The organism is Rhodococcus sp. 21391, from assembly GCF_016772255.1.
GTDB lineage: Bacteria > Actinomycetota > Actinomycetes > Mycobacteriales > Mycobacteriaceae > Rhodococcus_F > Rhodococcus_F opacus.
On record NZ_CP063781.1, the window covers coordinates 5,216,489 to 5,243,242 of the forward strand.

Consider the following 26,754-nt stretch of genomic DNA (forward strand, 5'->3'; position numbering starts at 1 on the left):
GTCAACAGGGCGCACAGACCCCATCGTCGCACAGCGGCGCGGCTCCGTTCAGCGGATTCGGTTCTCGCGGCGACGGGTGCGACCGGCCTCGAGATACCTCGACAGCACCGGCCCGATGACGGCGAGGGACTGCGGCTCGATCATGTCGTTGTGCCCGCAGTCCACCGGATGCTCCACGATTCGACCCGTCACGAGCGGTCGCCACTCGTCCGCCGACCGGGCGCGCGTGGTGCCGTCGTCGTCGCCGGTCGCAGGGAAGATCAGCAGCTCGCCATCGTAGACCTGTGGCTCGAACCGGTGGACGAGGTTTCGCGAATTCTCGTATCCGGCGTTGATCCGCTCGAGGTGTTCGCCGCGCAGCCCGGAGTCGCTGCCCCACGATTCGTTCAGCAGTTGCGCCGCGCGTTCGTACGTGAGGTCGCCGTCGGTGGCGACGACGAGCCCCAGTCCGCGGAGCAGATCCCGCATGTCGAGCTTCCCGAACAGCGGATCCTCGCCGTTGTCGGGATAGCTGTCCATGACCGTGAGGGTGGCGACCTCCTCGCCTGCCCTCTGCAGTTCGACGGCCATCGCGTGCGCGATGACCCCGCCCAGCGACCAGCCGAGCAGGTCGTACGGTCCCTCCGGCTGGATGACCCTCATCTCTTCGATGTACCGGTGCGCAAGTTGTTCGATCGACTGGTAGTCGCCGTCCCCGCTGATCGTGGGCAACTGCAGTCCGTACGCGCGCCGGTCGGCGGGCAGATACCGGACGAGACCCGCATACCCCCAGGAGAGCCCGATTCCCGGGTGGACGCAGAACAGCGGTCGTCCGGCGCCCTCGGTGCGCAGCGGAATCACGACCCCCAGCGCCTCCGTCACACCGCCCTCCGCCGACGGCAGGGCGATCCTGCGGGCGAGGCCGGCCGGGGTGGGGTCGAGGAACATCCATTGCAGCGGGATCTTCCGATCGAGTCTCTCCTGCAGGGCGGCGATCACCTTCGTGGCGAGCAGGGAGTTGCCGCTCCTCTCGAAGAAGTTGTCCTCGGCGCCCACCCGGTCGAGTCCGAGCACCTCGGCGAAGACGTCCACGACTGCCGCCTCGAGGTCGTTCGCGGGCACCCGGAAGCGAGCGCCCGACAGGAACTCGGGTGCGGGCAGTGCGGCGCGATCCAGCTTGCCCACCGGGGTCAGCGGAATCTGGTCGATTACGACGATCGCGGCGGGCACCATGTGGGCGGGCAGACGCTCCCCGACGAGACGGGTGAGTTCCGCGGTGTCGAGGTCCGCGCCGCCGATCGGACGGACATAGGACACGAGCAGCGGTTCCCCGGCAGGTCCGGCACGGCCGATCGTGACGGCGAACCCGACGTCGGGATGATCGGTGAGTGCCGCGTCGATCTCGCCGGGTTCGATGCGGAACCCGCGGATCTTCACCTGGAAGTCGCTGCGCCCGACGTACTCGAGAGTGCCGTCCCGGCGCCACCGCACCACGTCTCCCGTGCGGTACATCCGCTTGCCCGGCGCACCCCAGGGGGCGGCCACGAAACGGGACGCCGTCAGTCCGGGCCGACGGTGATACCCGGACGCCAGGGCGCGTCCCGACACGTACAGCTCACCGACCACACCGACCGGCACCGGGCGCAGCCGCGAATCCAGCACCACCTCGGAGACGCCGCGGGTGGGTGCGCCGAGCGTGATCGGGTCGCCCGGCACCAGCGGCTCGCTGATGTTCGACATGATCGTCGTCTCGGTCGGCCCGTAGGCGTTGAACATCCTGCGGCCGGGCGCCCACCGGGCGACGAGTTCGGGTGGACAGGCTTCACCGGCCACGACCAGCGTCTGCAGCGACTCGAAGCCGAGGGGGTCCATCGACGCCAGTGCGGTCGGGGTGACGAATCCGTGGGACACCCGCTCGTCGCTCAGCAGTCCGGCCAGTTCGGTGCCGCCGTAGATCGTCGGCGGGGCGATCACCAGCGTCGCGCCCGCGCAGAATGCCATGACCAGTTCGAACACGGAGGCGTCGAAACTCGGCGACGCGAAGTGCAGCACCCGGGCGCCGGGTGTGACGGCGAGACGGTCGCGCTCCTCCGCGGCGAGGTTCGCCAGGCCGCGGTGCGTGACGGCCACTCCCTTGGGGACACCCGTGGATCCGGACGTGTAGATGAGGTACGCGGGATGTGATTCGTGCAGCGGCGCCGTCCGGTCCGCATCGGTGACGGGGGCAGGCGACTGCACCCGGATCCGCTCCTCGGCTTCGGCGTCGTCGAGAACGATCCAGTTCACGGTGCCGGGCAGCCGATCTCGGTGTGCCCGAAGGGTCACCCCGGACACCGCCCCGGAATCGGTGAGCATGTGCTCGATGCGGTCGAGTGGATACCCGGGGTCGACCGGCAGGAACGCCGCGCCCGTTCGAGCGACCGCCCACACCGACAGCACCGATTCGATCGAGCGCGGCAGGCTCAGAGCGACGGTCGTTCCCGGACCCGCACCGTCCTCGATCAGGCGGCGCGCCAACCGGTTGGAGGATTCGTCGAGTTCGCGGTAACTGATCGTCCGGCCCCGGTACGACACCGCGTCGGCACTCCGGTCTCGTTCGACCGCGGCCGAGAGCAGTTCCGGCAGCAGGACATTCGGGGCGTCGGGCGCACCGCGCGCCGGGGTGAGCGCCGCGACTTCGTCGGTGCCGAGGATCTCGATGTCGCCGACCGGAACACCGGGTTCGGCGGTGACGGTGTCGAGGATGCGCACGAACCGTTCCGCGAACCCCCGCACCGTGTCGGCGTCGAACAGGTCGGTCGCGTAGTCGATCGCACCCACCATGCCCGCAGCGCTGCCATCCGCGGCGAACCGCTCGTCGAGGATCACCTCGAGGTCCACCTTCACGACGGCGAGGTCGGGATCGACCCCCTCGACGGTCAGCCCCGGCAACCGCAAGGCGGGATTCTCGGTGTTCTGGAATTCGAGGGACACCTGGAAGAGCGGCGAGTGGGCGGTCGACCGCACCGGTCCGACTGCGTCCACCACCCGTTCGAAGGGCAGGTCGGCGTGCGCGAAGGCACCGAGGTCGGCGTCGCGGACCCGAGCGAGCAGGTCACGGAACGGCTGTCCCGCCGCTACCGGGGTGCGCAGCGCCAGCGTGCCGACGAACATGCCGACGAGGTCGTCGAGCGCCGCCTCGCCGCGGCCGGCGATCGGGGTGCCGATCGCCACGTCCCCGGTGCCGCCGAGCCGGCCGAGCAGAACGGCGAGTGCGGCGTGCACGATCATGAATTCGGTGGACCGGTACTCTCGCGCCGCCGTCCGGATCCGCTCGTGCAGGCCGGGGTCGATCGCGAAGCGCACCCGGTCGCCCCGGAACGACTGCTGTGCGGGACGCCGACGGTCGGCAGGCAGTTCGAGGAGTTCGGGCAGCCCCGCGAGCGCCGACTCCCAGTAGGCCAGTTGCCGCGAGATCAGCGATCCGGGATCGTCCTCGGACCCCAGCAGCCTGCGTTGCCACAGTGTGTAGTCGGCGTACTGCACGGGCAGCGGCGTCCAGGCGGGAGCGCGACCGTGGACGCGGGACTCGTACGCGATCATCACATCCCGCACCAGCGGTGCCATGGAGAAGCCGTCGGCCGAGATGTGGTGGACCACCACGGCGAGCACATGATCCGTCGGGTCGAGGGAGAACAGGGCGACGCGCAGCGGGACGGCGGCGGCGACGTCGAAGCCGGCCGACACCAGCCGGGTGAGCTCCTCCCGGAGGAGGCTTTCGTCCGCGACCGCGGTCGGGGCGTGCATCGGCGCTGTAGGCGACAGGATCTCCTGGACGGGTTCGCCGTCGCGGAGCGGGAAGCGGGTGCGCAACGACTCGTGCCGGGTCACGACGTCCGTGACGGCGGCGGTCAGCGCATCCACGTCGAGGTCGCCGGTGAGCCGCACCACCATCGGGATGTTGTAGGCGGGCGAACTCGTGTCGAACTGGTTGATGAACCACATGCGTTGCTGAGCGAAGGACAGCGGGATGCGGTCGGGACGGTCCCCGGCGGTGAGGGCGGGACGGCCGGACGGACCCGCTCCCGCGTGCTCGATGCGCGCGGCGAACGCCTCGACGGTGGGCGCCTCGAACAACGCGCGCACGCCGATGTCGGTGTCGAGTGCGGCGCGCAGACGGGCCACCGCGCGGGTCGCGCTCAGTGAATTGCCGCCGAGGTCGAAGAATCCCGCATCCGCGCTCACCCGGGCGAGTCCGAGGACCTCCGCGAAGACCTCGGCTACCGTCTCCTCGACCGGATCGGCGGGTGCCCGGTATTCGCGCGTGCCGACGTCGAATTCGGGTGCGGGCAGGGCTTTGCGGTCGAACTTGCCGACGGCGTTCAGCGGGATCTCGTCCAGCACGGTGATCGAGGACGGAACCATGTGGGCGGGCAGTCTGCCCGCGAGCCGGCGGGTGACCGTCTCGGTATCGAGGACACGTTCGGGCGCCGGTACCACATAGGACGCGAGGAGTGTGTCCCCGGCCGGTCCGCGGTAGGCGACGGTGACCGCGAACCGGACGTCGGGGTCCGCCGCGAGGGTGGTGTCGATCTCGCCGAGTTCGATGCGGAACCCGCGGACCTTCACCTGGAAGTCGCTGCGGCCGAGGTATTCGATGGTGTGCTCGGCGGTCCAGCGCACGATGTCGCCGGTGCGGTACATCCGTTCCCCGTGCTCGGCGGGATCGGCGACGAACCGTTCCGCCGTCACCCCGGGGCGCCGGTGGTAGCCGCGCGCCAGTCCCGCACCGGCGAGGTACAACTCCCCAGGAACCCCGACCGGAACTGGCTGCAACCGGGAATCCAGCACCAACTCCGTGACACCGCGGATCGGTCCACCGATGGTGATGCGCTCCCCCGGCGTCAGCGGATCGCTGATGTTGGACATGACCGTGGTCTCGGTCGGTCCGTATCCGTTGTACAACCGGCGTCCCGGCGCCCATCGGTTCACGAGTTCTGGTGGGCAGGCCTCGCCGCCGACGACGACGTCGGTGAAATGCTCCAGCCCCGCCGGGTCGAGGGACGCGAGCGCCGCCGTGGTGACGAATGCGTGGGTGACGTGCCGCTCGCGGATCAGTTGGGCGAGTTCGTCGCCGCCGAATACGGTGGTCGGCGCGATCACCATCGTCGCTGCCGCGCCGAACGCCTGCAGGTACTCGAATACGGATCCGTCGAAGCTCGGTGTGGAGAAGTGCAGCGTCCGGGACTGGGGGTCCGCCCCGAAGCGGGCGAGTTGGTCGCGCGCGAAATTGTCGAGACCGCGGTGCGTCACGGTCACGCCCTTCGGCCTGCCGGTGGAGCCCGACGTGTAGACGAGGTATGCGGCCGTGTCGAGGGTGACCGGTGCCGTGCGGTCGCGGTCGTGGACCGGTTCCGCGGATGCGGCCGCGCACCCGTCGGCGAACGCGGGGTCGTCGAGAACCAGCCAGTCGGTGGTCTCGGGCAGGCGGGCTCGATGCTCGGATGTCGTCAGCCCGAGTGTGCACTCCGAATCGGTGAGCATGTGCGTGATGCGCTCGTCGGGATAGTTCGGGTCGACGGGTACGAACACGGCCCCGGTCTTGGCGACCGCCCAGAGGCACAGCACCGACTCGATCGAGCGTGGGATACCTACGGCCACCGACGTTTCCGGGCCGAGTCCGCGGTCGATCAGAGCACGGGCGAGCCGGGTGGACCGCTCGTCCAGCTCCCGGTACGACACCTCGACGTCGCCGGACGACAGGGCGACCGCATCCGGGTCGACGGCGGCCGCGTCCGTGAAGATCTGCGGGAGCGTGCGGACGGAGCCGGCAGGACCACCGCGGACCGGTACCAGTTCCGCCCGTTCGCGCTCGGTGAGCAGCGACAGCCGGGCGAGCGGCACGTCGGGTCCGGTGCAGGCGTCGAGCACCCGCACCACCCGCTCGGCGATGTCCTCGATCGCGCCGGGGGCGAACAGGTCGGGCACGTACTCGAACTTCAGGTGCAGGCTCGCCGCCGCCGACGCGACGAGGCTCAGCGGGTAGTGGGCGGCGTCGCGGGCATCCACGCCGGTCACGCGGAGCCCGGCGATGTCGGTGTCTTCCGACAGCCCGGCCCGGTCCACCGGGTACGACTCGAACACGGTGAGCGTGTCGAACCCGACGCCGGGACCCGCGGCGTCCTGGATCTCGGCGAGACCCGTGTAGTGGTGATCGAGCATCGCCGCCTGCTCGGCCTGCACCCGCTCCAGCAACGCGCCGAGTGTCTCCTCCGGACGCAGCGTGACGCGCACCGGAACGGTGTTGATGAACAGCCCGATCATCGTCTCGATGCCGGAGAGTTCCGGCGGCCGGCCGGAGACGGTGGCTCCGAACACGACGTCGTCGCGTCCGGTGAGAATCGCCAGCACGATGCCCCATGCCGTCTGCAGAATGCTGTTGAGGGTGAGCCCGCGAGCACGCGCGGATTCGCGCAGCCGGTCGGTCCGGTCCTCGTCGAGGTCGAACACCCACTCCCGCGACACGGTCGACAGTTGCCGAGCCCGGTCGGCGGGCACCAGCAGCGTGGGTTCCTCCACCCCCGCGAGTGCGTCCGCCCAGGCCCGCGCGGACAGGCCGGTGTCGCGCCTGTTCATCCACGCCAGGTAGTCGCGGTAGTCCCGCACCCGGGGAAGCGGCGCCAGGTCGGCATTCGTGGCGTACAGCGTGAGCAGTTCCCGGATCATCAGCGGCATCGACCAGCCGTCGAGCAGGATGTGGTGGTTCGTCGACACCAGCCGGCAGCGGCCGGCGGCCGTCCGCACCAGCAGGAACCGGATCAGCGGTGCGGTGGTCATGTCGAACGGGGTGGTCCGGTCGGCGGCCAGCAGTCGCTCGACCTCGGCGGTCGCCGCGTCCTCGTCCAGTCCGCTCAGGTCGATCTCCCGCCAGGGCACGGCAACCCGGCCCGCAACCACCTGCACGGCCCCGCCTTCGGTGTCGTGACAGAACGCGCTGCGCAGGTTCGGGTGACGGTCGAGGAGGGCGCCGGCGGCCCGGCGCAGTCGTTCCGCATCGACGTCGCCGCCGAGGTCGAGGATCAGCTGGACGAGGTAGGCGTCCACCGATTCGTCGGCCAGTTCGGCATGGAACAGCATGCCCGCCTGCAGCGGCGACAGCGGCCAGACGTCGGTCATCGCCGGGTAGCGGCGCTCGAGGTCGTCGATCGCGCTCTGGCCGAGCCGGACGAGGCTCAGGTCGGACGGGGTGAAGCCGCCGCCACCGGACCGGGCGTGCGCGGTGAGGGCCTCGAGCGCGCCGACCCACAGCCCCGCGAGTTCGCCGACGTCGTCGGCGGCGATCACCCCGACGGGGAACGACCACGTGGCGGTGAGGGCAGGACCGGCGGCGGTGTCGGTGGTCCTGGCGTTCACGTCGACGACGGCCGCCGCGGGTAGCCCGGACTGCGCGGCGGCGGCGAGCCCCGCGTCGGAGACCGGCGTCCAGTCGCCGTCCGCCGCGGAACCCGAACCGAGCCTGCCGAGGTAGTTGAAACTCACCTGCGCGCTCGGCAGGGCCGCGAGCTCCGGCGCCGTCTCGGCGTCGAGGTAACGGAGCAGCCCGAACCCGATGCCGTGGTCGGGGATCGACTGCAACCGCTCCTTCACGGCCTTGACCGCAGCACCGGCGGCGGAGCCGGCCGAGAACGCGTCGTCGACGTCCACGCCGCTCAGGTCGAGGCCAACCGGGAAGATCGTGGTGAACCAGCCGACGGTGCGGGCGAGATCGGCGCCCGGCACAACCTGCTCCTCACGACCGTGCCCCTCGAGATTCACCAGCGCGCCGGACGACTCGATGCCGCGCGCCCGGCGCCAGCGGACGAGCGCCAACGCCAGCGCCGTCAGCAGTCCGTCGCCGACGCTCCCGTGGAAGGCCTGGGGAAGCGTCGTCAGCAGCGCCTCCGTCACCTCGACGGGAACCCGGACCTCGACGTCGGAAGTCTGAATGTCGGTTGCGGTGAGGGGCCGCGACCCGAGCGGCGGGTCCGGGGTGTCGAGCATCCGCCGCCAGAGGTCGAGTTCGGCTGTGCGAGAGGGTTCCTGCGCCACATCCGTGAGGGCGTGTGCCCACCGGCGCATCGACGTGCCGATGCCGGGCAGGGTAGGCGGCTCACCCGACAGCACCTGAGCGCAGGCGAGGGCGAGGTCGGGGACGAGGATGCGCCACGACACCCCGTCGACCACCACGTGATGGGCGACGATCAGCAGCCGTCCCGCGGCGGCCGGTGTCGCGCTGCTCGCGAACCACACCGCCTGTACCATCACACCCGACTCCGGGTCGAGCCGGCCCGCGGCGGCGTCCAGTTCGCGGGACGCGGCCTCGGTGAACGAGTCCGCGGCGTCGAGCGACACCGTGCGCACCACCGCGGTCGCCCGCACCCAGCCGGGCGGCGCGACCACCATCGCCGCACCGCGCTCGGCCCGGTCGCTGCGGTACAGCCGGGCGCGCAGCATGTCGTGCCGGTCCAGGACGGCCTGCATCGCCGCCGTCAGCGTGTCTTCGTCCAGTGCGGCGGGGGTGGTGAACAGCGCAGCCTGGGAGTACCGGCGGAAATCGCCGTCCCTGCCCAGCATCCAGTGCACGATCGGGGTCAGTGGCAACTCGCCGACGCCGCCGCCGGGCAACTCCTCCAGCGTGACGGTCTCCTCCCCCGCGGTCGCGACCTCCGCGAGTGCGGCAACCGTCTTGCGTTCGAACACGTCCCGCGGGGTGATCACCACCCCGGACGCCTTCGCCCGGGTGACGAGCTGAATCGACATGATGGAGTCGCCGCCCACCGCGAAGAACGAATCGTCGACACCCACCGATTCGAGGCCGAGGACCTCGGCGAACAGTGCGGCCAGGATCCGCTCCGTCTCCGTGGCAGGGGCACGACCGAGCGACACCTGCCGTCCGAAGTCCGGTTCGGGCAGCGCTCGGCGGTCGAGTTTGCCGTTCACCGTGAGGGGCAGGGCGTCGAGCACCACCACGGTCGCGGGCACCATGTGCGCCGCCAGCCTGTCGGCGACCGCGTCGACGATTCCGGCCGGGTCCAGCACCCGGCCCGCCTCGGGCACCACGTAGCCCACCAGTCGTTCGCGCCGCGCCAGCACCACCGACTGCGCCACACCGTCGCAGTCGAGGAGCGCCGACTCCACCTCACCGAGCTCGATGCGGAAACCCTTGACCTGCACCTGGAAGTCGTTGCGGCCCAAATATTCCAGCTGGCCGTCCGTGTTCCACCGGCCGAGGTCGCCGGACCGGTACATCCGCGATCCGGGTGTGTGCGGGTCGGCCACGAACCGGGTCGACGTGAGCGCGAACCGGCCCAGATAACCCCGGGACACCTGCGCGCCCGACACGTAGAGTTCCCCGACCACTCCCGGCGGCGCCGGGTGCAGGCGGGAGTCGAGGACGTAGACGCGCAGGCCGGGCAGTGCCCGGCCGATCACAGACGCCGAGGCGGACGCGGCGAGTTCCTCGTCCAGGGGCAGGTGACTGACGTGCACGGTGGTTTCCGTGATGCCGTACATGTTCACCGATGCCGGGGCGGTGTCGTCGTGTCGCGCATACCAACGGGTGAGCTGCCCCAGATCGAGGGCTTCGCCGCCGAACACCACGACTCGGAGGGCGAGTTCGGCGGCGCCGGCCACCCGGTCCGCCTCGGCGAGTTGGTAGAAGGCGGTGGGGGTCTGATTCAGGACGGTGACGTTCTCGTCCCGCAGCAGTCGCAGGAACATCTCGGGTGAGCGGGTCGTGAAGTAGTCGACCACCACCAGCCGGCCGCCGTGGAGCAGCGCACCCCACAGTTCCCACACGGAGAAGTCGAACGCCGCCGAGTGGAACATGGTCCACACGTCGGAGGCGTCGAACCGGAACAGCGGCTGCGTGTTCGCGAACAGGGTGACGACGTTGCGGTGCGCCACCTGAACGCCTTTCGGCCGGCCCGTCGAGCCGGAGGTGTAGATGACATACGCCACCGAGTCCGGGTGCAGCGGTCCGGTCCGGTCGCCGTCGGTCACCGGCAGCGGCGACGTACGGTCGAGTTCGGCCACCGTCTCCGCGCTGTCCACGAGGAGGAGCGGGACCCCGCTCGCCCGGACAGCGCCGGATTCGGCCTCGGTGGTCAGCACACACACGGGCCGGGCGTCGGCGAACACGAACGCGATCCGCTCCGCCGGGTACGTGACGTCCACGGGCACATAGCCGGCGCCCGACTTCACCACCGCGAGCAGCGCCACCACCAGATCCACCGACCGCGCGGCGGCGACGGCCACCAGGGTCTCGGGGCCGGCGCCCCGCGCGATCAGCAACCGCGCCAGACGATTCGCCCGGCTGTCCAGCTCGTCGTAGGTGAGCGAGACGCCTTCGCACACGACGGCCGTCGCGTGGCGGGATCGCTGCGCGGCCCGCTCGAACAGTTCCGCCAGGGTCGCGTCCGGCGCGGCGGGCTCGGCGAGCGCCGGCAGCACCAGATCCCGCTCCACCCTGTCCAGGATCTCGATGTCGCCCACCGGGAGCCCCTCGGCAGCGGCGACCGATTCGAGCACCCGCAGGAACCGGTCCCCGAACCGCGCCACGGTGCCGCGATCGAGCACGTCCGTCGCGAACCGCAGTCCGGCAGTGAGTCCGGCCGGTGCGCCGTCCGTGTCGATCTGTTCGGCGACGCTCAGTTCCAGGTCGAACTTCGCGACGCCGAGGTCCACGTCGAGCGAGTCGACGGTGAGTCCGGGCAGTTCGAGGTGGGTGCCCTCCGCGTTCCGGAACTCGATGAGCACCTGGAACAGTGGGGTGTGCGACGTGGATCGTTCGGGGGCGAGATGGTCGACAAGCCGCTCGAACGGGATGTCCGCATGCTCGAACGCACCGAGGTCCGCGGCCCGGACCGCGGTCAGTACCTCACCGAACGACGCCCGCGGATCCACCACCGTTCGCAGCACGAGCGTGTTGACGAACATGCCCACCACGTCGTCGAGCACCGCCTGCCCGCGACCGGCGACGGGCGTTCCCATCGTGACGTCGTCCGTGCCCGACAACCGGGACAGCAGGACGGCGAACGCCGCGTGGACCGCCATGAACAGCGTCGAATTATGTTGGGCCGCGATCGTGTTCAACGCCCGGTGCAGCCGGGCCGGCACCTCGAACTCGACGACGTCCCCGCGGTACGACCGCTGGGCGGGGCGCGGCCGGTCGACCGGGATCTGCAGCACCTCGGGCGCACCGGACAGGGTGTCCGTCCAGTAGCCCAGCTGCCTCGACAGCACCGAGTCCGGGTCGTCGACCGCGCCGAGGAAGTTCCGCTGCCACACGCTGTAGTCGGCGTACTGCACCGTCAGCGGAGTCCAGCCGGGGGTGTCCCCCACGGTCCGGGCGGTGTACGCGAGCATGACGTCGCGGGCGAGCGGCATCATGGAGAACCCGTCGGCGGCGATGTGGTGCACCACGATGGCCAGGACGTGCTGCTCAGGCTCCAGCTCGAACAGACTTGCGCGGAAAGGGATCTCGTCGCTCACGTCGAAACCGGCGCCGACCAGGGCTGCGAGGGCGTCCCGCAGTGCACGGTCACCGGCGACGGCCACCGGATCGAGGCGGGGGGTGGCCCGCCCGGGATCGACGATCACCTGGTGCGGTCCGTCCACAGACCCGGGAAACACGGTGCGCAGCGATTCGTGCCGTTCGACGACGTCGCCGACCGCCGCGAGCAGGGCGGCGTGATCGAGGACTCCGGTCAGTCGCAGAGCGATCGGGATGTTGTAGGCGGGGGAAGACGTGTCGAACTGGTTGACGAACCACATGCGTTGCTGCGCCAGCGACAACGGGATCCGGTCGGGGCGCGGTCGTGCGGCGAGTGCCACCGACGGGGTGGTCGCCGTCGCCGCCGAGTCGATCCGGACCGCCAGATCGGCCACGACGGGCGCGTCGAACAGCGCGGCCACGCCGATCCCGGCGTCGAGGGCGGAGTTGATGCGCGCCACCGCCCGGGTGGCGCTGAGCGAGTCGCCGCCGAGTTCGAAGAAGCTGTCGTCCGCACCGACACGCGAGGCACCGAGCACGTCGGCGAACACCTGCGCGACGGCCTCCTCGACCGGAGTGGTGGGCGCCCGGTACCCGATGGTCGCCGACGTGAATTCCGGTGCGGGCAGCGCCTTCCGGTCGAGCTTGCCGACGGGGGTCAGTGGAATCTCGTCGAGGACGACCACCGCGGCGGGCACCATGTACTTGGGCAGGATCCGGCCCGCGAACGCGAGCACGTCCGGCGGCGCCACCTCCTCGCCGTCGTGCGGCAGCACGTACGACACCAGCGCCGTGTCCCCCAGCGGGCCCGGCCTGCCGAGGGTCGCGGCGAAGTCGACGTGCGGGTGGGTGGTGAGAACGGAATCGATCTCCCCCAGTTCGACGCGCTGACCGCGGATCTTCACCTGGAAGTCGCTGCGCCCGAGGTATTCGAGGGTGTGGTCGCGACGCCACCGCACGACGTCGCCCGTGCGGTACATCCGGCCGCCGCCGTAGGGGTCGGCGACGAACCGCTCCGCGGTGAGCGCAGGCCGGCGGTGGTATCCGCGGGCCAGCGCCGGTCCCGCGATGTACAGCTCGCCGGGCACCCCGGCCGGAACGGGCTGCAGCCGCGCGTCGAGGACCGACAGCGCGATGCCCCGGACGGGGCTCCCGATGGTGACCGGCTCGCCCGGTCTCATCGGCCGGCTGAACGTGGTGAGGATGGTGGCCTCGGTGGGGCCGTACCCGTTGAACATCGCCCGATCCGCACCCCACGCGGCGACCAGTTCGTCACCGACGGCGTCGCCGGCCACGACGAGCGCCTCGAGGTGCTCGATGCGATCGCGCTCCACGGTGGACAGGACGGCCGGGGTGATGCAGGCGTGGGTGACGCGTTCGCGCCGCAGCAGCGCGGCCAGTTCCGCCCCGCCGTAGACGTCGGGGGGAGCGACGACGAGCGTCGCCCCGGCGGCACACGACTGGACGAGTTCGAGTATCGCCACGTCGAAGCTGGGTGAACAGATGTGCAGGCACCGGGCGTCGGGCGACACGGTGTAGTGCTCGGTCTGTTCGGTGAGCAGGTTCGCCAGACCGCGGTGGGTGACGACGACGCCCTTCGGCCTGCCGGTGGACCCGGATGTGTAGATGGCGTACGCGGCGTGGTCGACGTCGAGCACCGACCGGCGGTCCAGGTCGGTGACGTGGACCGGCGATGCGGCGGCCCACGTGCGGTCGAAGGCCGGATCGTCCAGCACCAGCCACGGCACGGAACCGGGCAATCGGTGCCGGTGTGCCGACGTCGTCACACCCAGTGCCGCACCGGAATCGGCCAGCATGTGCTCGATGCGGTCGGCGGGATAGTTCGGGTCGACGGGCACGAACGCCGCGCCCGCCTTCGCGACCGCCCACACGGCCAGCACCGATTCCCGTGATCGGGGTAGCCCGAGCGCCACGAACGTCTCCGGCCCGGCACCGCGTTCGATGAGGATGCGGGCCAGCGCGCTCGACCGCTCGTCGAGTTCGCGGTAGCTCGTCTCGCGTCCGTCGAAGACGAGCGCGGGCGCTTCCCGCCGGTTCCCGGCCGAGGCGGTGAGGATCTCGGGCAGGGTCTTCGGCGGGCCGGCGGGGGCCCCGGACACCGCGGTGTACTCCCGGAGTTCGGCCTCCGACAGCAGGGTGAGGTGGGCGATGGGTGTATCGACATCCGACAGCAGGATCTGCACGACGCGTGCGACGCGGGCCGCCACCGACTCCGCGAACTCGCTCTGGAAGACGTTCGGCTGGTACCGCAGTCGCAGGTGCAGTCCGGTGTCGACGTGCGCCATCAGGGTGAACGGGTAGTGGGTGGAGTCGATCCCCTCGATCCCGGCGACGTGCATGCCGTCGATGTCGGTGTCTTCCGACAACCCCATGCGGTCCACCGGATACGACTCGAACACGGTCAGCGTGTCGAACACGGCGCCCTCGCCCACGGCGCGCTGGATCTCGGTGAGTCCCACGTAGTGGTGATCGAGGAGGGCGGACTGTTCACGCTGGAAACGCTGCAGCAGTTCGGCGAGTGTCTCCTCGCGGCGCAGGCGCAACCGGACGGGCACCGTGTTGATGAACAGCCCCACCATCGACTCGATGCCTGCTACTCCCGGTGGGCGGCCGGACACCGTGGCTCCGAAAACCACGTCCTCGCGGGTGCCGAGCGTGGTCAGCACGAGCCCCCACGCCACCTGGACGAGGGTGTTCATCGTCAGCCCGTGCTCCCGCGCGAGGGTCTCGAGCGCTCGGGTCTTCTCCTCGCCCACGTCGAGGCGCACGTCCTCGGGTTCGGCGAAGCTCTGCTCGCCGCGCGCCGCGGGCGCCACGAACGTCGGCTCGTCCGAGCCGGCGAGGGCGGATACCCAGGCAGCCGTAGACCGTTCGTGGTCCTGCCTGCCGATCCACTGCAGGTAGTCGCGGTAGGACGTGACGCGGGGAAGGGCCGTCGTGTCGCCGTCCGTGGCGTAGAGGACGAGCAGGTCCTTGATCACCAGCGGCGTCGACCATCCGTCGAGGAGGATGTGGTGATGGGTCACGACCAGCCGGTACCGGTCGGGGGCGGTGCGCAGCAACGTGAATCGGAGCAGCGGCGCCTCGGACATCTCGAACGGGACGGCGCGCTCGGCCGCGACGAGTGCCGCCGCCTCCGTCGCGATCCGGGTGTCGTCGAGATCCGACAGGTCGACGTCGGTCCACGGCGCGGTCGCCCTCGCGAGTACCACCTGGACCGGTCCGCCACCGGTGTCGGCGAACGCCACCCGGAGGTTCGCGTGCCGGTCGAGCAGGCCCTGTGCGGCGCGGCGGAGTCTGGCGGAGTCGACGGTGCCGCGCAGGTCGAGGACCAGCTGCACCTGATACGCGTCGAGGCGATGCTCGGACAGCTGCGCGTGGAACAGCAGACCGGCCTGCAGCGGTGACAACGGCCAGATGTCGGCGACGTCCGGGTAGGTGCTCTCGAACCGGTCGATGTCTGTCTGCCCGACCGACACCAGATCGAGATCGGACGGTGTCAGCCCGCCGGCGCCCGGACGGCTCGCGTGCTCGGCCAGGGCGGTGAGTGCCCGAACCCACAGTGCGGACAGCTCTTCCACGTCCTCGGCGGCCAGCACACCCGTGGGGTACGACCACGTCGCGGTGAGTACCGGGGCGCCGTCCCGGACGGTGGTGGCGGCGTTGACGTCCACGACCCAGGCGGCGGGCATGTCGTAGTTCTGGGTTCCGCCGAGGTCCCCGCTGCCGGCGACGGGCAGCCAGGGCACGTCGCCGCCGCTCGTCGCCACCCGGCCGAGATAGTTGAAACTCACCTGCGGTGGCCGGAATCGGCGCAGTGCCTCCGAGCCGACCGGATCCAGGTACCGCAGCATCCCGTAGCCGATGCCGTGATCGGGGATGGCGAGGAGTTGTTCCTTGATCGCCCTGATCGCGGACCCGGCCGCGTCGTCGCCGGCTAGGGCGGCGTCGACGCCGATGCCGGTGAGGTCGAGTCGCGCCGGGAACAGTGTGGTGAACCACCCGACGGTGCGGGACAGGTCGGCGCCGGGCACGACGTGGTCTTCGCGTCCGTGACCCTCGAGGTTGATCAGCACGTCGGCCGACTCGACCCCACGACGGCGCCGCCACCGAATCATCGCCAGCGTGAGCGCGGTGAGGAGGCCGTCGCCGACGGTGCCGTGGAAGGCGGCGGGCAGCGTGGTGAGGAGTGCCTCGGTGACGTGTGCGGGTACTTCCACGGTGACGCGGCCCGTCGTGGCATCGACGTCGACGGCCGGATCCAACGACCGGAAGCCGAGGAGCGGGTCGGGGCCGTCCAGGATCGACTGCCACAGGCCCGCTTCCGCGCGTCGGGACCCCACGGCATCGGTGAGTCCGTGCGACCACCGCCGCATCGACGTCCCCACGGCAGCCAGCGCGGCAGGCAGACCCTCGGCGACGCGGGTGTGGGCCGCCGCCAGATCCGAGATCAGGATCCGCCACGACACGCCGTCGACCACGAGATGATGCGCGACCAGCAGCAACCGCCCCTGCCCGCCGGGACCGTCGAACCAGAGCACCTGCACCATGCTGGCCGAGGCCGGGTCCAGGCGGTCCGCCGCCGCGTTCAGTTCCGCTCTCGCCACCGCATCGAAATCACCAGGGTCGAACGACGTCACGGGCACGTGATGGATCAGCGCGTCGGCAGGCACCGATCCGGCCGGCAGCACCGTCATGGTCCACTGCCCCGCCTCGTCGACGGCGAGCCGCGCGCGGAGCATGTCGTGGCGGTCCAGCACCGCGTCGACGGCGGCGGCGAGATCGTCACGGGTGAGCCGGGGCGGCGCGGTGACCAGCACGGCCTGGGAGAATCGGTCCAACCGGCCGCCGCTGCGCCCCAGCATCCACGCGACGACGGGTGTCAGCGGAACCGGGCCGACGCCGGCTCCGGGAAGTTCCTCCAGCACCACGGCGTCCGCGCGCTCGTAGTGGGCCACCTCGGCGAGACCGGCGACGGTCCTGCGCTCGAACACGTCCCGCGGGGAGAGGATCAGGCCGGCTGCCTTCGCGCGGGCCACCAGCTGGATCGACATGATGCTGTCGCCGCCCAGCGCGAAGAACGAATCGTCCACACCCACCCACTCGAGTCCCAGCACGTCCCGGAACAGACCGGCGAGCAGCGCCTCCGTCTCGGTGCGCGGCGGACGACTGTCGGTGACGGCGACACCGAAGTCCGGTTCCGGCAGCGCCTTCCGGTCGAGCTTGCCGTGGACCGTCACCGGGAGCGCCGCGATCACCACGACGGCGGCGGGCACCATGTACGCCGCGAGCCGCGTGCCCGCGAACTGCAGCACCTCGCCCGGATCGATGTCCGCTCCGGGTTCGGGGACCACGTACCCGATCAGCCGGTCGCCGGACCGTTCGTCCCGGCGCACGTCGGCGACCGCCGTCGCCACGTCGCCGTGCGCGAGCAGCGCCGATTCGACCTCGCCGAGTTCGATCCGGAATCCGCGGATCTTCACCTGGAAGTCGGTGCGCCCCAGGTAGTCGAGTTGCCCGTCCGTCGTCCAGCGCACGAGGTCGCCGGTCCGGTACATCCGGCTGCCCGCCGGCCCGAAGGGGTTGGCCACGAAGCGTTCCGCAGTCAGCGGGTGTCGCCCGTGGTAGCCGCGTGCGAGCGCGGGCCCTGCGAGGTACAGCTCCCCCGCGACCCCCGCCGGTACGGGATGCAGCCGCGCGTCGAGGACCGCCTCGGTGAACCCGAGGGTCGGCGCGCCGATCGTGACCGGTTCGCCCGGCGCCAGCGGGGTGCTGATGCTCGACACGACGGTCGTCTCGGTCGGACCGTACGCGTCGAACATGGCCCGGCCCGGCGCCCAGCGGGCCACCAGTTCCGGTGGGCAGGCCTCGCCGCCGGTCACCACGCATCGCACGCTCTCGAGGCCGGCGGGATCGACCGAGGCGAGCGCTGCCGGGGTGACGAAGCAGTGCGTGACCCGCTCGCGCAGCAGCAGATCCGCGAGCTCGTCGCCGCCGTAGACGGACGGGGACGCGATCACCATCGTCGCGCCCGGCCCGACCGCCAGCATCAGCTCCAGCACGGAGGCGTCGAAGCTCGGCGACGCGAAGTGCAGGGTGCGGGACGCCGCGGTCGTGTCGAACGTGTTCTGCTCCGTCGCAGCGAAATTCGCCAGGCCGCGGTGCGTGGTCACCACGCCCTTCGGCCTGCCCGTCGATCCCGACGTGTAGATGACGTACGCGGGGTGGTCCACGTGCAACGCCGACGTGCGGTCGGTGTCGGTCACCGCCGCCGCCGGGAGCAGCGCCAGTTCGGCCTCGGTTCCGGGGTCGCCCGGCACCAGCCACGGGATCGACGCGGGAAGGGCCGACTGCAACGCGGCCGTGGTGAGACCGGCGACGGCGCCCGAGTCACCGAGCATGTACTCGATGCGCTCGGCCGGATGATTCGGGTCGACCGGCAGGAACGCGGCCCCGGTCTTGGCCACCGACCAGACGGCCAGCACGGATTCGATCGACCGCGGCAGCGCCAGAGCCACCACCTGTTCCGGGCCGACGCCGCGCTCGATCAGGAGCCGGGCGAGCCTGTTCGACCATTCGTCGAGTTCCCGGTAGGACACCTGACGTCCTTCGAAGGACAGCGCCGCGGCGTCCGGGTCCGTGGCCGTGGCGGCCGTCAGCAACTGCGGCAGCGTCCGAGCGGCCACGCCGGGGCCACCGCTCGCGGACGTCAGTGCGACCCGCTCGCCGGCGCCGAGGACGTCGACGTCGCCGACCGGGGCGTCCGGGGACTCGGTGACGGCGCTCAGGATCCGGACCAGGCGCTCGGCGAACGCGGTCACCGTGTCCGCGTCGAAGATGTCGGTGGCGTACCCGAGTGCCGCACTGATGCCCGCGGGATGTCCTTCGGCGTCGACGTTCTCCCGCAGGGTCAGCTGGAGGTCGAAATTGATCGTGTCGAACGCGAGGTCGAGGGGTTCGACGTGGAGGCCCGGCAGCTCCAGCTCGGGGCGCTCGGTGTTCTGGAATTCGAGCATCACCTGGAACAGCGGCGAGTACGCCGTCGAGCGGGAGGGACGCAGGCTTTCCACGACGCGTTCGAACGGGACGTCCGCGTGCGTGAACGCCCCGAGATCGGCCTCGCGGACCTGCGCGAGCAGCTCGGCGAACGTGCGGGCACCGTCGACGGGGGTCCGGAGCACGAGGGTGTTCACGAACATCCCGACCAGGTCGTCGAGCTCGGCCTCGCCGCGGCCCGCGATGGGGGTGCCCACGGCGACGTCGTCCGACGCGCTCAGCCGCGACAGCAGGACGGCCAGCGCGGAGTGCAGGGCCATGAACACGGTCGACCCGTGCCTGCGTGCGAGCTGCACGACGCTCCGGTGGAGGTCCGGGTCGATCTCGAACTCGACGCGGCCCGCACCCAGGGTGCGGGCGGCCGGGCGGGGCCGGTCCGTCGGCAATTCCAGCACATCCGGGAGATCGGCCAGTGTCGCGGTCCAGTAGTCGAGTTGGCGGGCGAGCGGCGAACCGTCTTGGTCTTCGTCGCCGAGCCAGTCTCGTTGCCACAGTGTGTAGTCGGCGTACTGCACAGGAAGCGGGGTCCAGTCCGGCGCGGCGCCGCGGCGCCGCGCGGTGTACGCCGACAGGACGTCGCGGGCGAGCGGAACCATCGAGAAGCCGTCCGCCGCGATGTGATGCACGACCACGGCCAGCACGTGCTCGTGCTCGTGCTCGTTCACCCCGAACAGCCGGGCCCGCACCGGTGCCTCCGTCGTCACGTCGAACCCTGCGGAGAGCAGGCGGTGGAGTTCCGCGTGGAGGCCCGCCGACTCGACGGCGTGCGGTGTGAGAGCGGGCGCCACCTTCTCCGCCGGGAGGATCACCTGCCGCGGACCGCTGTCGGTGAGGGGGAAGACGGTGCGGAGGGATTCGTGGCGCTCGACGACGTCGGCGACGGCCGCCTCCAGCGCCTGCGTGTCGAGCGTGCCGGTGAGGCGGAGCGCGATCGCGACGTTGTACGCGGCACTGGCCGTGTCGAACTGGTTGATGAACCACATCCGCTGTTGTGCGAGCGAGACGGGGACCTCCCGCGACGGATCCCGCGGGGTCGGCGCCGGCCGGGATTCCAGGTTGGTTTCCCCGGCCTCGGCGCGGGCGGCCAACCCGGCGACGGTCGGGGCGTCGAACACGTCCCGCACGCCCAGCCGGTCGCCGACCGCGGCGTTGAGGCGGGCGACGAGCCGGGTCGCGGTCAGCGAGTTCCCGCCGAGCGCGAAGAAGTTGTCGTTCGCTCCCACCCGGACGATGCCGAGCAGGTCGGCGAACACGGCGGCGACGATCTCCTCCACCGGATTGCGCGGGGCGGCGAACCCCACCGTCGACGTGCCGAAGTCCGCTTCGGGCAGCGCTTTCCGGTCGAGTTTGCCGTTGACCGTCAGGGGCAGGGCGTCGATCACCACCACCGCGGCCGGCACCATGTACGACGGAACGCTCGCCCCGACCGCGTCGAGAACCGCCGCCGCATCGACATCCGCACCCGTCTCCGGGACCACGTAGCCCACCAGCCGGTCGCCGTCCCGGTCGTCGCCGCGCACCACGACCACCGACTGCGCCACCCCGGCGCACGCGGCCAGAGCCGCCTCCACTTCGCCGAGTTCCACCCGGAACCCGCGCAGCTGCACCTGGAAGTCGCTGCGCCCCATGTACTCGAGCCGGCCGCCCGCACCCCACTTCACGACGTCGCCCGACCGGTACATGCGCGCGCCCGCCCGGTGGTGGCCGAACGGGTCGGCGACGAAACGCGTCGCGGTCAAACCCTGCCTGCCGATGTAGCCGCGGGTCACCTGGTCGCCGGACACGTACAGCTCACCCACCACCCCGGGCGGCACCGGATGCAGCCGGCCGTCGAGGACGTAGACACGCAGACCGGGAAGTCCGCCGCCGATCACCGAGCCCGGCACGGACGCCGCCAGCGCACGATCGAGGGCGAGGAAGCTGACGTGCACCGTGGTCTCGGTGATGCCGTACATGTTCACCAGCACGGGGTCCCGGTCGTCGTGCCGGGTGTACCACCGCTCCAGTTGCCCGACGTCGAGGGCTTCGCCGCCGAAGATCACGTGCCGCAACGACAGTGGCGCCTGGTCGGTGTCCTCGACGGCGTTCGCCGCACGATCGGCCTCCGTCAGCTGGTAGAACGCCGTCGGGGTCTGGTTCAGCACCGTCACCCGTTCCCGGCGCAGCAGTTCGAGGAACGCGTCCGGCGATCGTGCGGTGAAGTAGTCGACCAGCACCAGCCGGCCACCGTGGACGAGCGCACCCCACAGTTCCCAGACGGAGAAGTCGAACGCGTACGAGTGGAACAGCGTCCACACGTCGGACGAGTCGAACCCGAACAGCTCCCGGGTGTTGGCGAGCAGCGTGACAACGCACCGATGTGATACCTGGACGCCCTTCGGCCGCCCGGTCGACCCCGACGTGAAGATGACGTACGCGACGGTGTCGGCCCGCAGCGGCCGCAACCGGTCCGAGTCGGTGACCGGCAGCCCGGACAGTTCGGCCACCGCACGCGCCGTCGCCGGATCGTCGATCGCCACCACCGGAATCCCGGTCGGCGTCAGCGACGCGAATTCCGCGCTCACGACGGCGCAGACGGGTCGCGCGTCCTCGAACATCGCTGCCACCCGCTCGGCGGGATAGCTGGTGTCGACCGGGACGTACCCGCCGCCGGCGGCGAGCACCGCCAGCAACGTCACCACGAGGGCAGGCGTGCGCTCCACCATCACCGCGACCAGCGACTCGGTTCCCACCCCCTCGGCGATCAGCAACCGTGCCAACCGGTTCGCCTGCTCGTCCAGTTCGCCGTAGGTCAGCGTCTCGTCACCGCACACGACAGCAGTGGCGTCCGGGGTCGACGCGGTCACCCGCGCGAGCAACTCGACCACGGTCTGTGCGTCGGCCGGGACACCCGCACGGTTCCACCGGTCCAGCACCAGGTCGCGCTCGACCGCACCGAGAACCGGGATGTCCCCCACCACCGCCGCCGGGTCGTCGACCACCGCCCGCAGCACCCGGACGAAGCGTTCCCCGAACCCCTCCACCGACGTCCGGTCGAACACGTCCGTCGCGTACAGGAATGCGGCGGCCATACCTGCGGCGGTGCCCTTCTCGTCGTGGTATTCGGCGAGCGACAGCTGCAGGTCGAATTTGGCGACCCCCGGGTCGACGTCGACCGCCTCGACGGTCAGGCCCGGCAGTTCGAGGTGGGCGCGCACGGTGTTCTGGAATTCGAGCAGCACCTGGAACAGCGGCGAGTGGGACGTCGACCGGCCAGGCGCCAGCTCGTCGACGACGCTCTCGAAGGGAACGTCCGTGTGCCCGAACGCGCCCAGATCCGTGTCGCGGGCCCGGGCCAGCACGTCGGTGAACACCTCACCGGGCTCCACCGGAGTCCGCAGCACCAGCGTGTTCACGAACATCCCCACGAGGTCGTCCAGCGCCGCCTCGCCACGACCCGCGATCGGGGTGCCGATGGCGACGTCGCCCGATCCGGACATCCTCGACAGCAGCACGGCCAGCGCCGCGTGCATCACCATGAACAGGGTTGCGTGGTGCTCGCGCGCGAGGAGGAGCAGTTGCCGGTGCAGGCCCGCCTCGATCGCGAACGCCGCGGTCGCACCCGCGAGCGAGCGGGTCACCGGCCTGTTCCGGTCCAGCGGCAGGGCGCTGACCTCCGGGAGTTCGGCCAGCACACCGCGCCAGTACTGCAACTGCCGGGACATGAGGCTGTCCGCGTCGTCGGCACTGCCGAGGAGGCGACGCTGCCACACGCTGAAGTCGGCGTACTGCACGGGCAGCGGCTCCCAGCTCGGCGGTGTCCCGGACCGGCGTGCCGAGTATGCGACCATCAGGTCGCGGGCCAGCGGCGCCAGCGACGCCCCGTCGGCGGCGATGTGATGCACCACGATCACCAGCACGTGTTCGTCGGGGCCGGTCCACAACAGCGCCGCGCGCAGCGGGACCTTCGCGCTCACGTCGAATCCGCCCGCGAGGAGGGTGGCGATCCTCTCGTGCAGCGACTCGTCGCCGTCGACGTGCGGGGTGAGGTCGGGGACGACGTCCGCGGTGTCGACCACCACCTGGTAGGGCCCGTCCGTCGAGGCGGGGTACACGGTGCGCAACGACTCGTGCCGCTCGATGACGTCGCCGACCGCCGCCCGCAGCGTGTCGGCGTCCAGCGGTCCGGTGAGGCGCACGGCCATCGGGATGTTGTACGCCACCGACGACGTGTCGAACTGGTTGAGGAACCACATCCGTTGCTGCGCCAGCGACAACGGGATCCGTTCGGGCCGCTCCCCGACGGCCAGGGGCGGTCGGTCCACGAGTTCCGTACCGGAACGGCGAACGTACGCGGCCAGCAGTTCGACGGTGGGCGCCTCGAACAACGCTCGCACACCCACGTCCGATCCGAGTGCCGCGTTGACGCGCGCGATCACCCGCGTCGCCACGAGAGAATTGCCGCCGAGGTCGAAGAAGCTGTCGTCGACACTGATCGGTTCGACGCCGAGGACCTCGGTGAAGACCTCGGCGATCGATTCCTCGACCGGGTCGGTAGGCGCCTTGAATTCGGCGGCCGCGGACAGGAACCGCGGTTCCGGCAGTGCCGCGCGGTCCAGCTTGCCGACCGGGGTCAACGGGATCTCGTCCAGCACCACGACGACCGAGGGAACCATGTACGCCGGCAACCGGTTCCGCACCTGTCGCAGCAGTTCCGTCGTCTCGATCGGCCTGCCTGGGGCCGGGACGACGTACGAGACCAGGACCGTGTCCCCGGACGGCCCCGGCCTGCCGATGGTGACCGCCAGCCGCACGTCCGGATGTGTCTGCAGAATCGCGTCGATCTCGCCGAGCTCGATGCGGAAACCCCGCACCTTCACCTGGAAATCGCTGCGCCGCAGGTACTCGAGCGTGTGGTCGGGCCGCCACCGCACCACGTCACCCGTGCGGTACATCCGGCCGCGGCCGTAGGGGTCGGCGACGAAGCGCGCCGCGGTGAGACCGGGACGGCGGTGATAGCCCCGCGCCACACCGGCACCGGCGATGTACAGCTCACCGGGTACCCCGACGGGTACCGGATGGAGCCGGGCATCGAGTACCACTTCCTCGGCACCTCTGATCGGCCCGCCGAGTGTGATGGGGTCACCGGGGGTCATCGGTGCGCTGATGTTCGCCATGACGGTCGTTTCGGTGGGACCGTACGCGTTGTGCAGCCTGCGGTCCGGCGCCCACCGGGCCACCAGTTCGGGCGGGCAGACCTCACCGCCCACGGCCACGTCGAGGAAGTCGCCCAGCGCATCCGGCGGGATCGTGCCCAGCGCGGCCGTGGTGACGAAACCGTGCGTGACACGTTCCGACCGTAGGAGGTCGGCCAGTTCCGGGCCACCGTACGCGGATGGCGGCACGACCACCATCGTGGCGCCCACCCCGAACGCCTGCAGGTACTCGAAGACGGACGCGTCGAAACTCGGCGTCGAGAAGTGCAGCGTCCGGGACGATCTCGTGGCGCCGAAACGTTCCTGCTGGTCGGCCGCGAAGTTGTCGAGCCCGCGGTGCGTGACGGTGACGCCCTTCGGCTGCCCCGTCGAGCCGGACGTGTAGATCAGGTACGCGGAATTGTCGAGATGCAGGGGCCGGATGCGGTCGGAGTCGGTCACCGGATTGTCGGACCGGGCCGCGCAGGCGGCCTGGAAGTCCGGGTCGTCGAGCACGCACCAGGGAATAGAATCGTGGAGGCGTCCCCGCAGCGACTCCTCCGTCAGGCCCAGCACCGCACCGGAATCGGCGAGCATGTAGTCGATCCGATCGGGCGGGTAGTTCGGGTCCACCGGAACGAATGCCGCCCCCGTCTTCGCAACGGCCCACACGGACGCCACCGAGCGGAACGAGCGCGGCAGTGCCAGCGCGACGAACGATTCCGGCCCCACCCCGCGGTCGATCAGCATTCGCGCGACCTGCGTCGACCACCGGTCCAGCTCGCGGTACGACAATTCCTCGCCCTGCCGCGACAGGGCCGTCGCCACCGGATCCAGCGCGGCGGCGTCCGCGAAGAGGTCGGGCAGGGTGCGCTCGGACCGGCCCGGGCGTCCTCGTACCGGTGTCAGCGCGGAACGTTCGCCCGCGGAGAGGATCTCGATGTCTCCGACCGGAACCTCGGGGTCGGCCGCCATCGCGCCGAGTATGCGGAGGTACCGCTCGGCGGCCACCCGGATCGTGTGGGCGTCGAACAGGTCTGCGGCGAAACCGAATTCGACGGTCGAACCCGCCGGAGCCCCCGACTCGTCGACCGCTTCGGTCACGGTCACGCACAGGTCGAGGCCGGAGACGGTGCAACCCGGGGAGCCGGGCGCGCGGGTGTCGAGCAGCACCTGGACGATCGGTGCGTACGCGTCCGACACCGACACGTCGAGCTCCCGCACCAGCCGGTCGAACGGAACAGCGGTGTGCGCCACCGCCTCGGTGGCGACGTCCCGGACGTGCGACAGATAGTCGTGACACGACACCTCGCTCGCGTACCGCGACCGCACCACCACGGTGTCCGTGCGATCTCCCACGTCCACGGCGATTCCGACGGCGATGTCGCTGCTTCCGGTCACCCTGCCCAGCAGGATCGACAGGGCCGTCAGGAACACCGTGCGGCCGGTGGTGCCGGCGGCGTCGGCCAGTGCGGCCACGCGGCGGTGCAACTCCCCCGGCACCACGACGGTGACCCGGTCGCTCGCCGGTGACAACCTCGCCGGCCGGCGGCGGTCGGTGGGCAACGGCAGGAAGTCGGGCAACCCGTCCAGCTGCCGGCGCCAATACTCGATTTCCTCGGCCTCGCGCAGAAGTCGTTCGCCGGTGCGGGCACTGGTCTCGTGAATGCTGCCCACCCGGGACGCCGGATCTGCGGTGGCCAGTTCCTCGAGCAACTCGACGAACTGCCGATGGTGCTCCCGCAGTTCCGCCTCCTCGTAGCGGCTGGGATTCGCGCGGAAGTCCACGAAGATCCTGGTGGGGGTGCCGCTCTGATACACGTTGATCAGCAGGTCCTCGACCGGGCCCGACGTGACGATGTGGAAATCGCCGAGAAGCGAACCCAGCGCGACCTCCTGGCGGAACAACATGACGTTCACCATCGGCCCGTACAGTGCCGTCGTCGCGGTGTCGCCGGCGTCGCGACGGATGTCGTCGAGGCTGCACCGCTGGTGTCGCAGTGCGGCGACCAGCTCACGCTGGACCTTCTCGATCAGTTCCGCGACGGTGTCGTCGGCCCGGACGCTGACGGGCATCGGGGCCACGTTGACGAGCATGCCACCGGAATTGCGCAGCACCGCCGTGGTGCGCGCCGACACCGGAATCGTCACCAGTACATCGGTTCTGCCGGTACGTCGCGCCAGGTAGCACGCCGCGGCCGCGATGATGGTCGCCGCAGACAGGCTGTCGCGGGAATCGAGAACCGCCACGACGTCGTCCGAGAGGACGGCACTCTCCACCGTGCTGGTGGCCGACACCTGCCCCGCCGTCCGCGCCAGCGTGGTGCCCTCGAGCCCGGCGACCCGCGCGGCCCAGTACTCTCGATCGGTTGCGAAACGCTCGGAGGCGCGGTACCGGCTGTCGATGTCGTACAACTGCCGCAGGCTCACCGCCCGGTTCGGATCCGGTTCGCGGCCCGCGATTTTCGCGGAATAGCGGTGTGCGATGCGGCGCAGCATCGTCATGGCGCCGTAACCGTCGAGCGCGACGTGGTGAATCCTGCTATACCACAGGAAGTGTGTGTCACCGGTTTGCAGGATCGACGTCTCGACCAGCCGGTCGGCGCTCAGGTCGAGCGGCGTGACGTAATCGCGTTCCATCCATTCGTGTGCCGCCGCCACCGGGTCGTCTTCCGCACGGAAGTCGACGTACGCGATCGACGTGTCCGTCCGATGGTCCACGTACTGCAGCGGCCGGCCCTCGACGTCGTACACCTTGAGGAAGGGTGATTCGAACTCACGGGCCGCTTCCACCGTCTCCTGCCGGAGCAGGTCGATGTCGAGCACACCGTGGAACTCCACGTACTGGGCGATGGAGATCGGGACCTGCGGTTCGAGTTGCTGCGCGAACCACGTGGCCCGCTGCGCCGCCGAGAGCGGAATCGGTTCGCCGCCCGGAACACGGAGGTCCGCGGGGCGGCGCGTTTCTCCCGCCCCCGGAACGGGTCCTTCACCTTGTCCTGGGCACACTCG

The 26,754-nt window shown here is 70.7% G+C and carries 1 protein-coding gene; it reads right to left on the reverse strand.

Annotated features, from left to right (window positions below; translation table 11 throughout):
* Positions 1–48 precede the first annotated feature (48 nt).
* Positions 49–26,751, reverse strand: a complete 26,703-nt coding sequence (locus tag GO592_RS24125; protein WP_007297908.1) for a non-ribosomal peptide synthase/polyketide synthase — start codon at positions 26,749–26,751, stop codon at positions 49–51.
* Between the last annotated feature and the right edge of the window lie 3 nt (positions 26,752–26,754).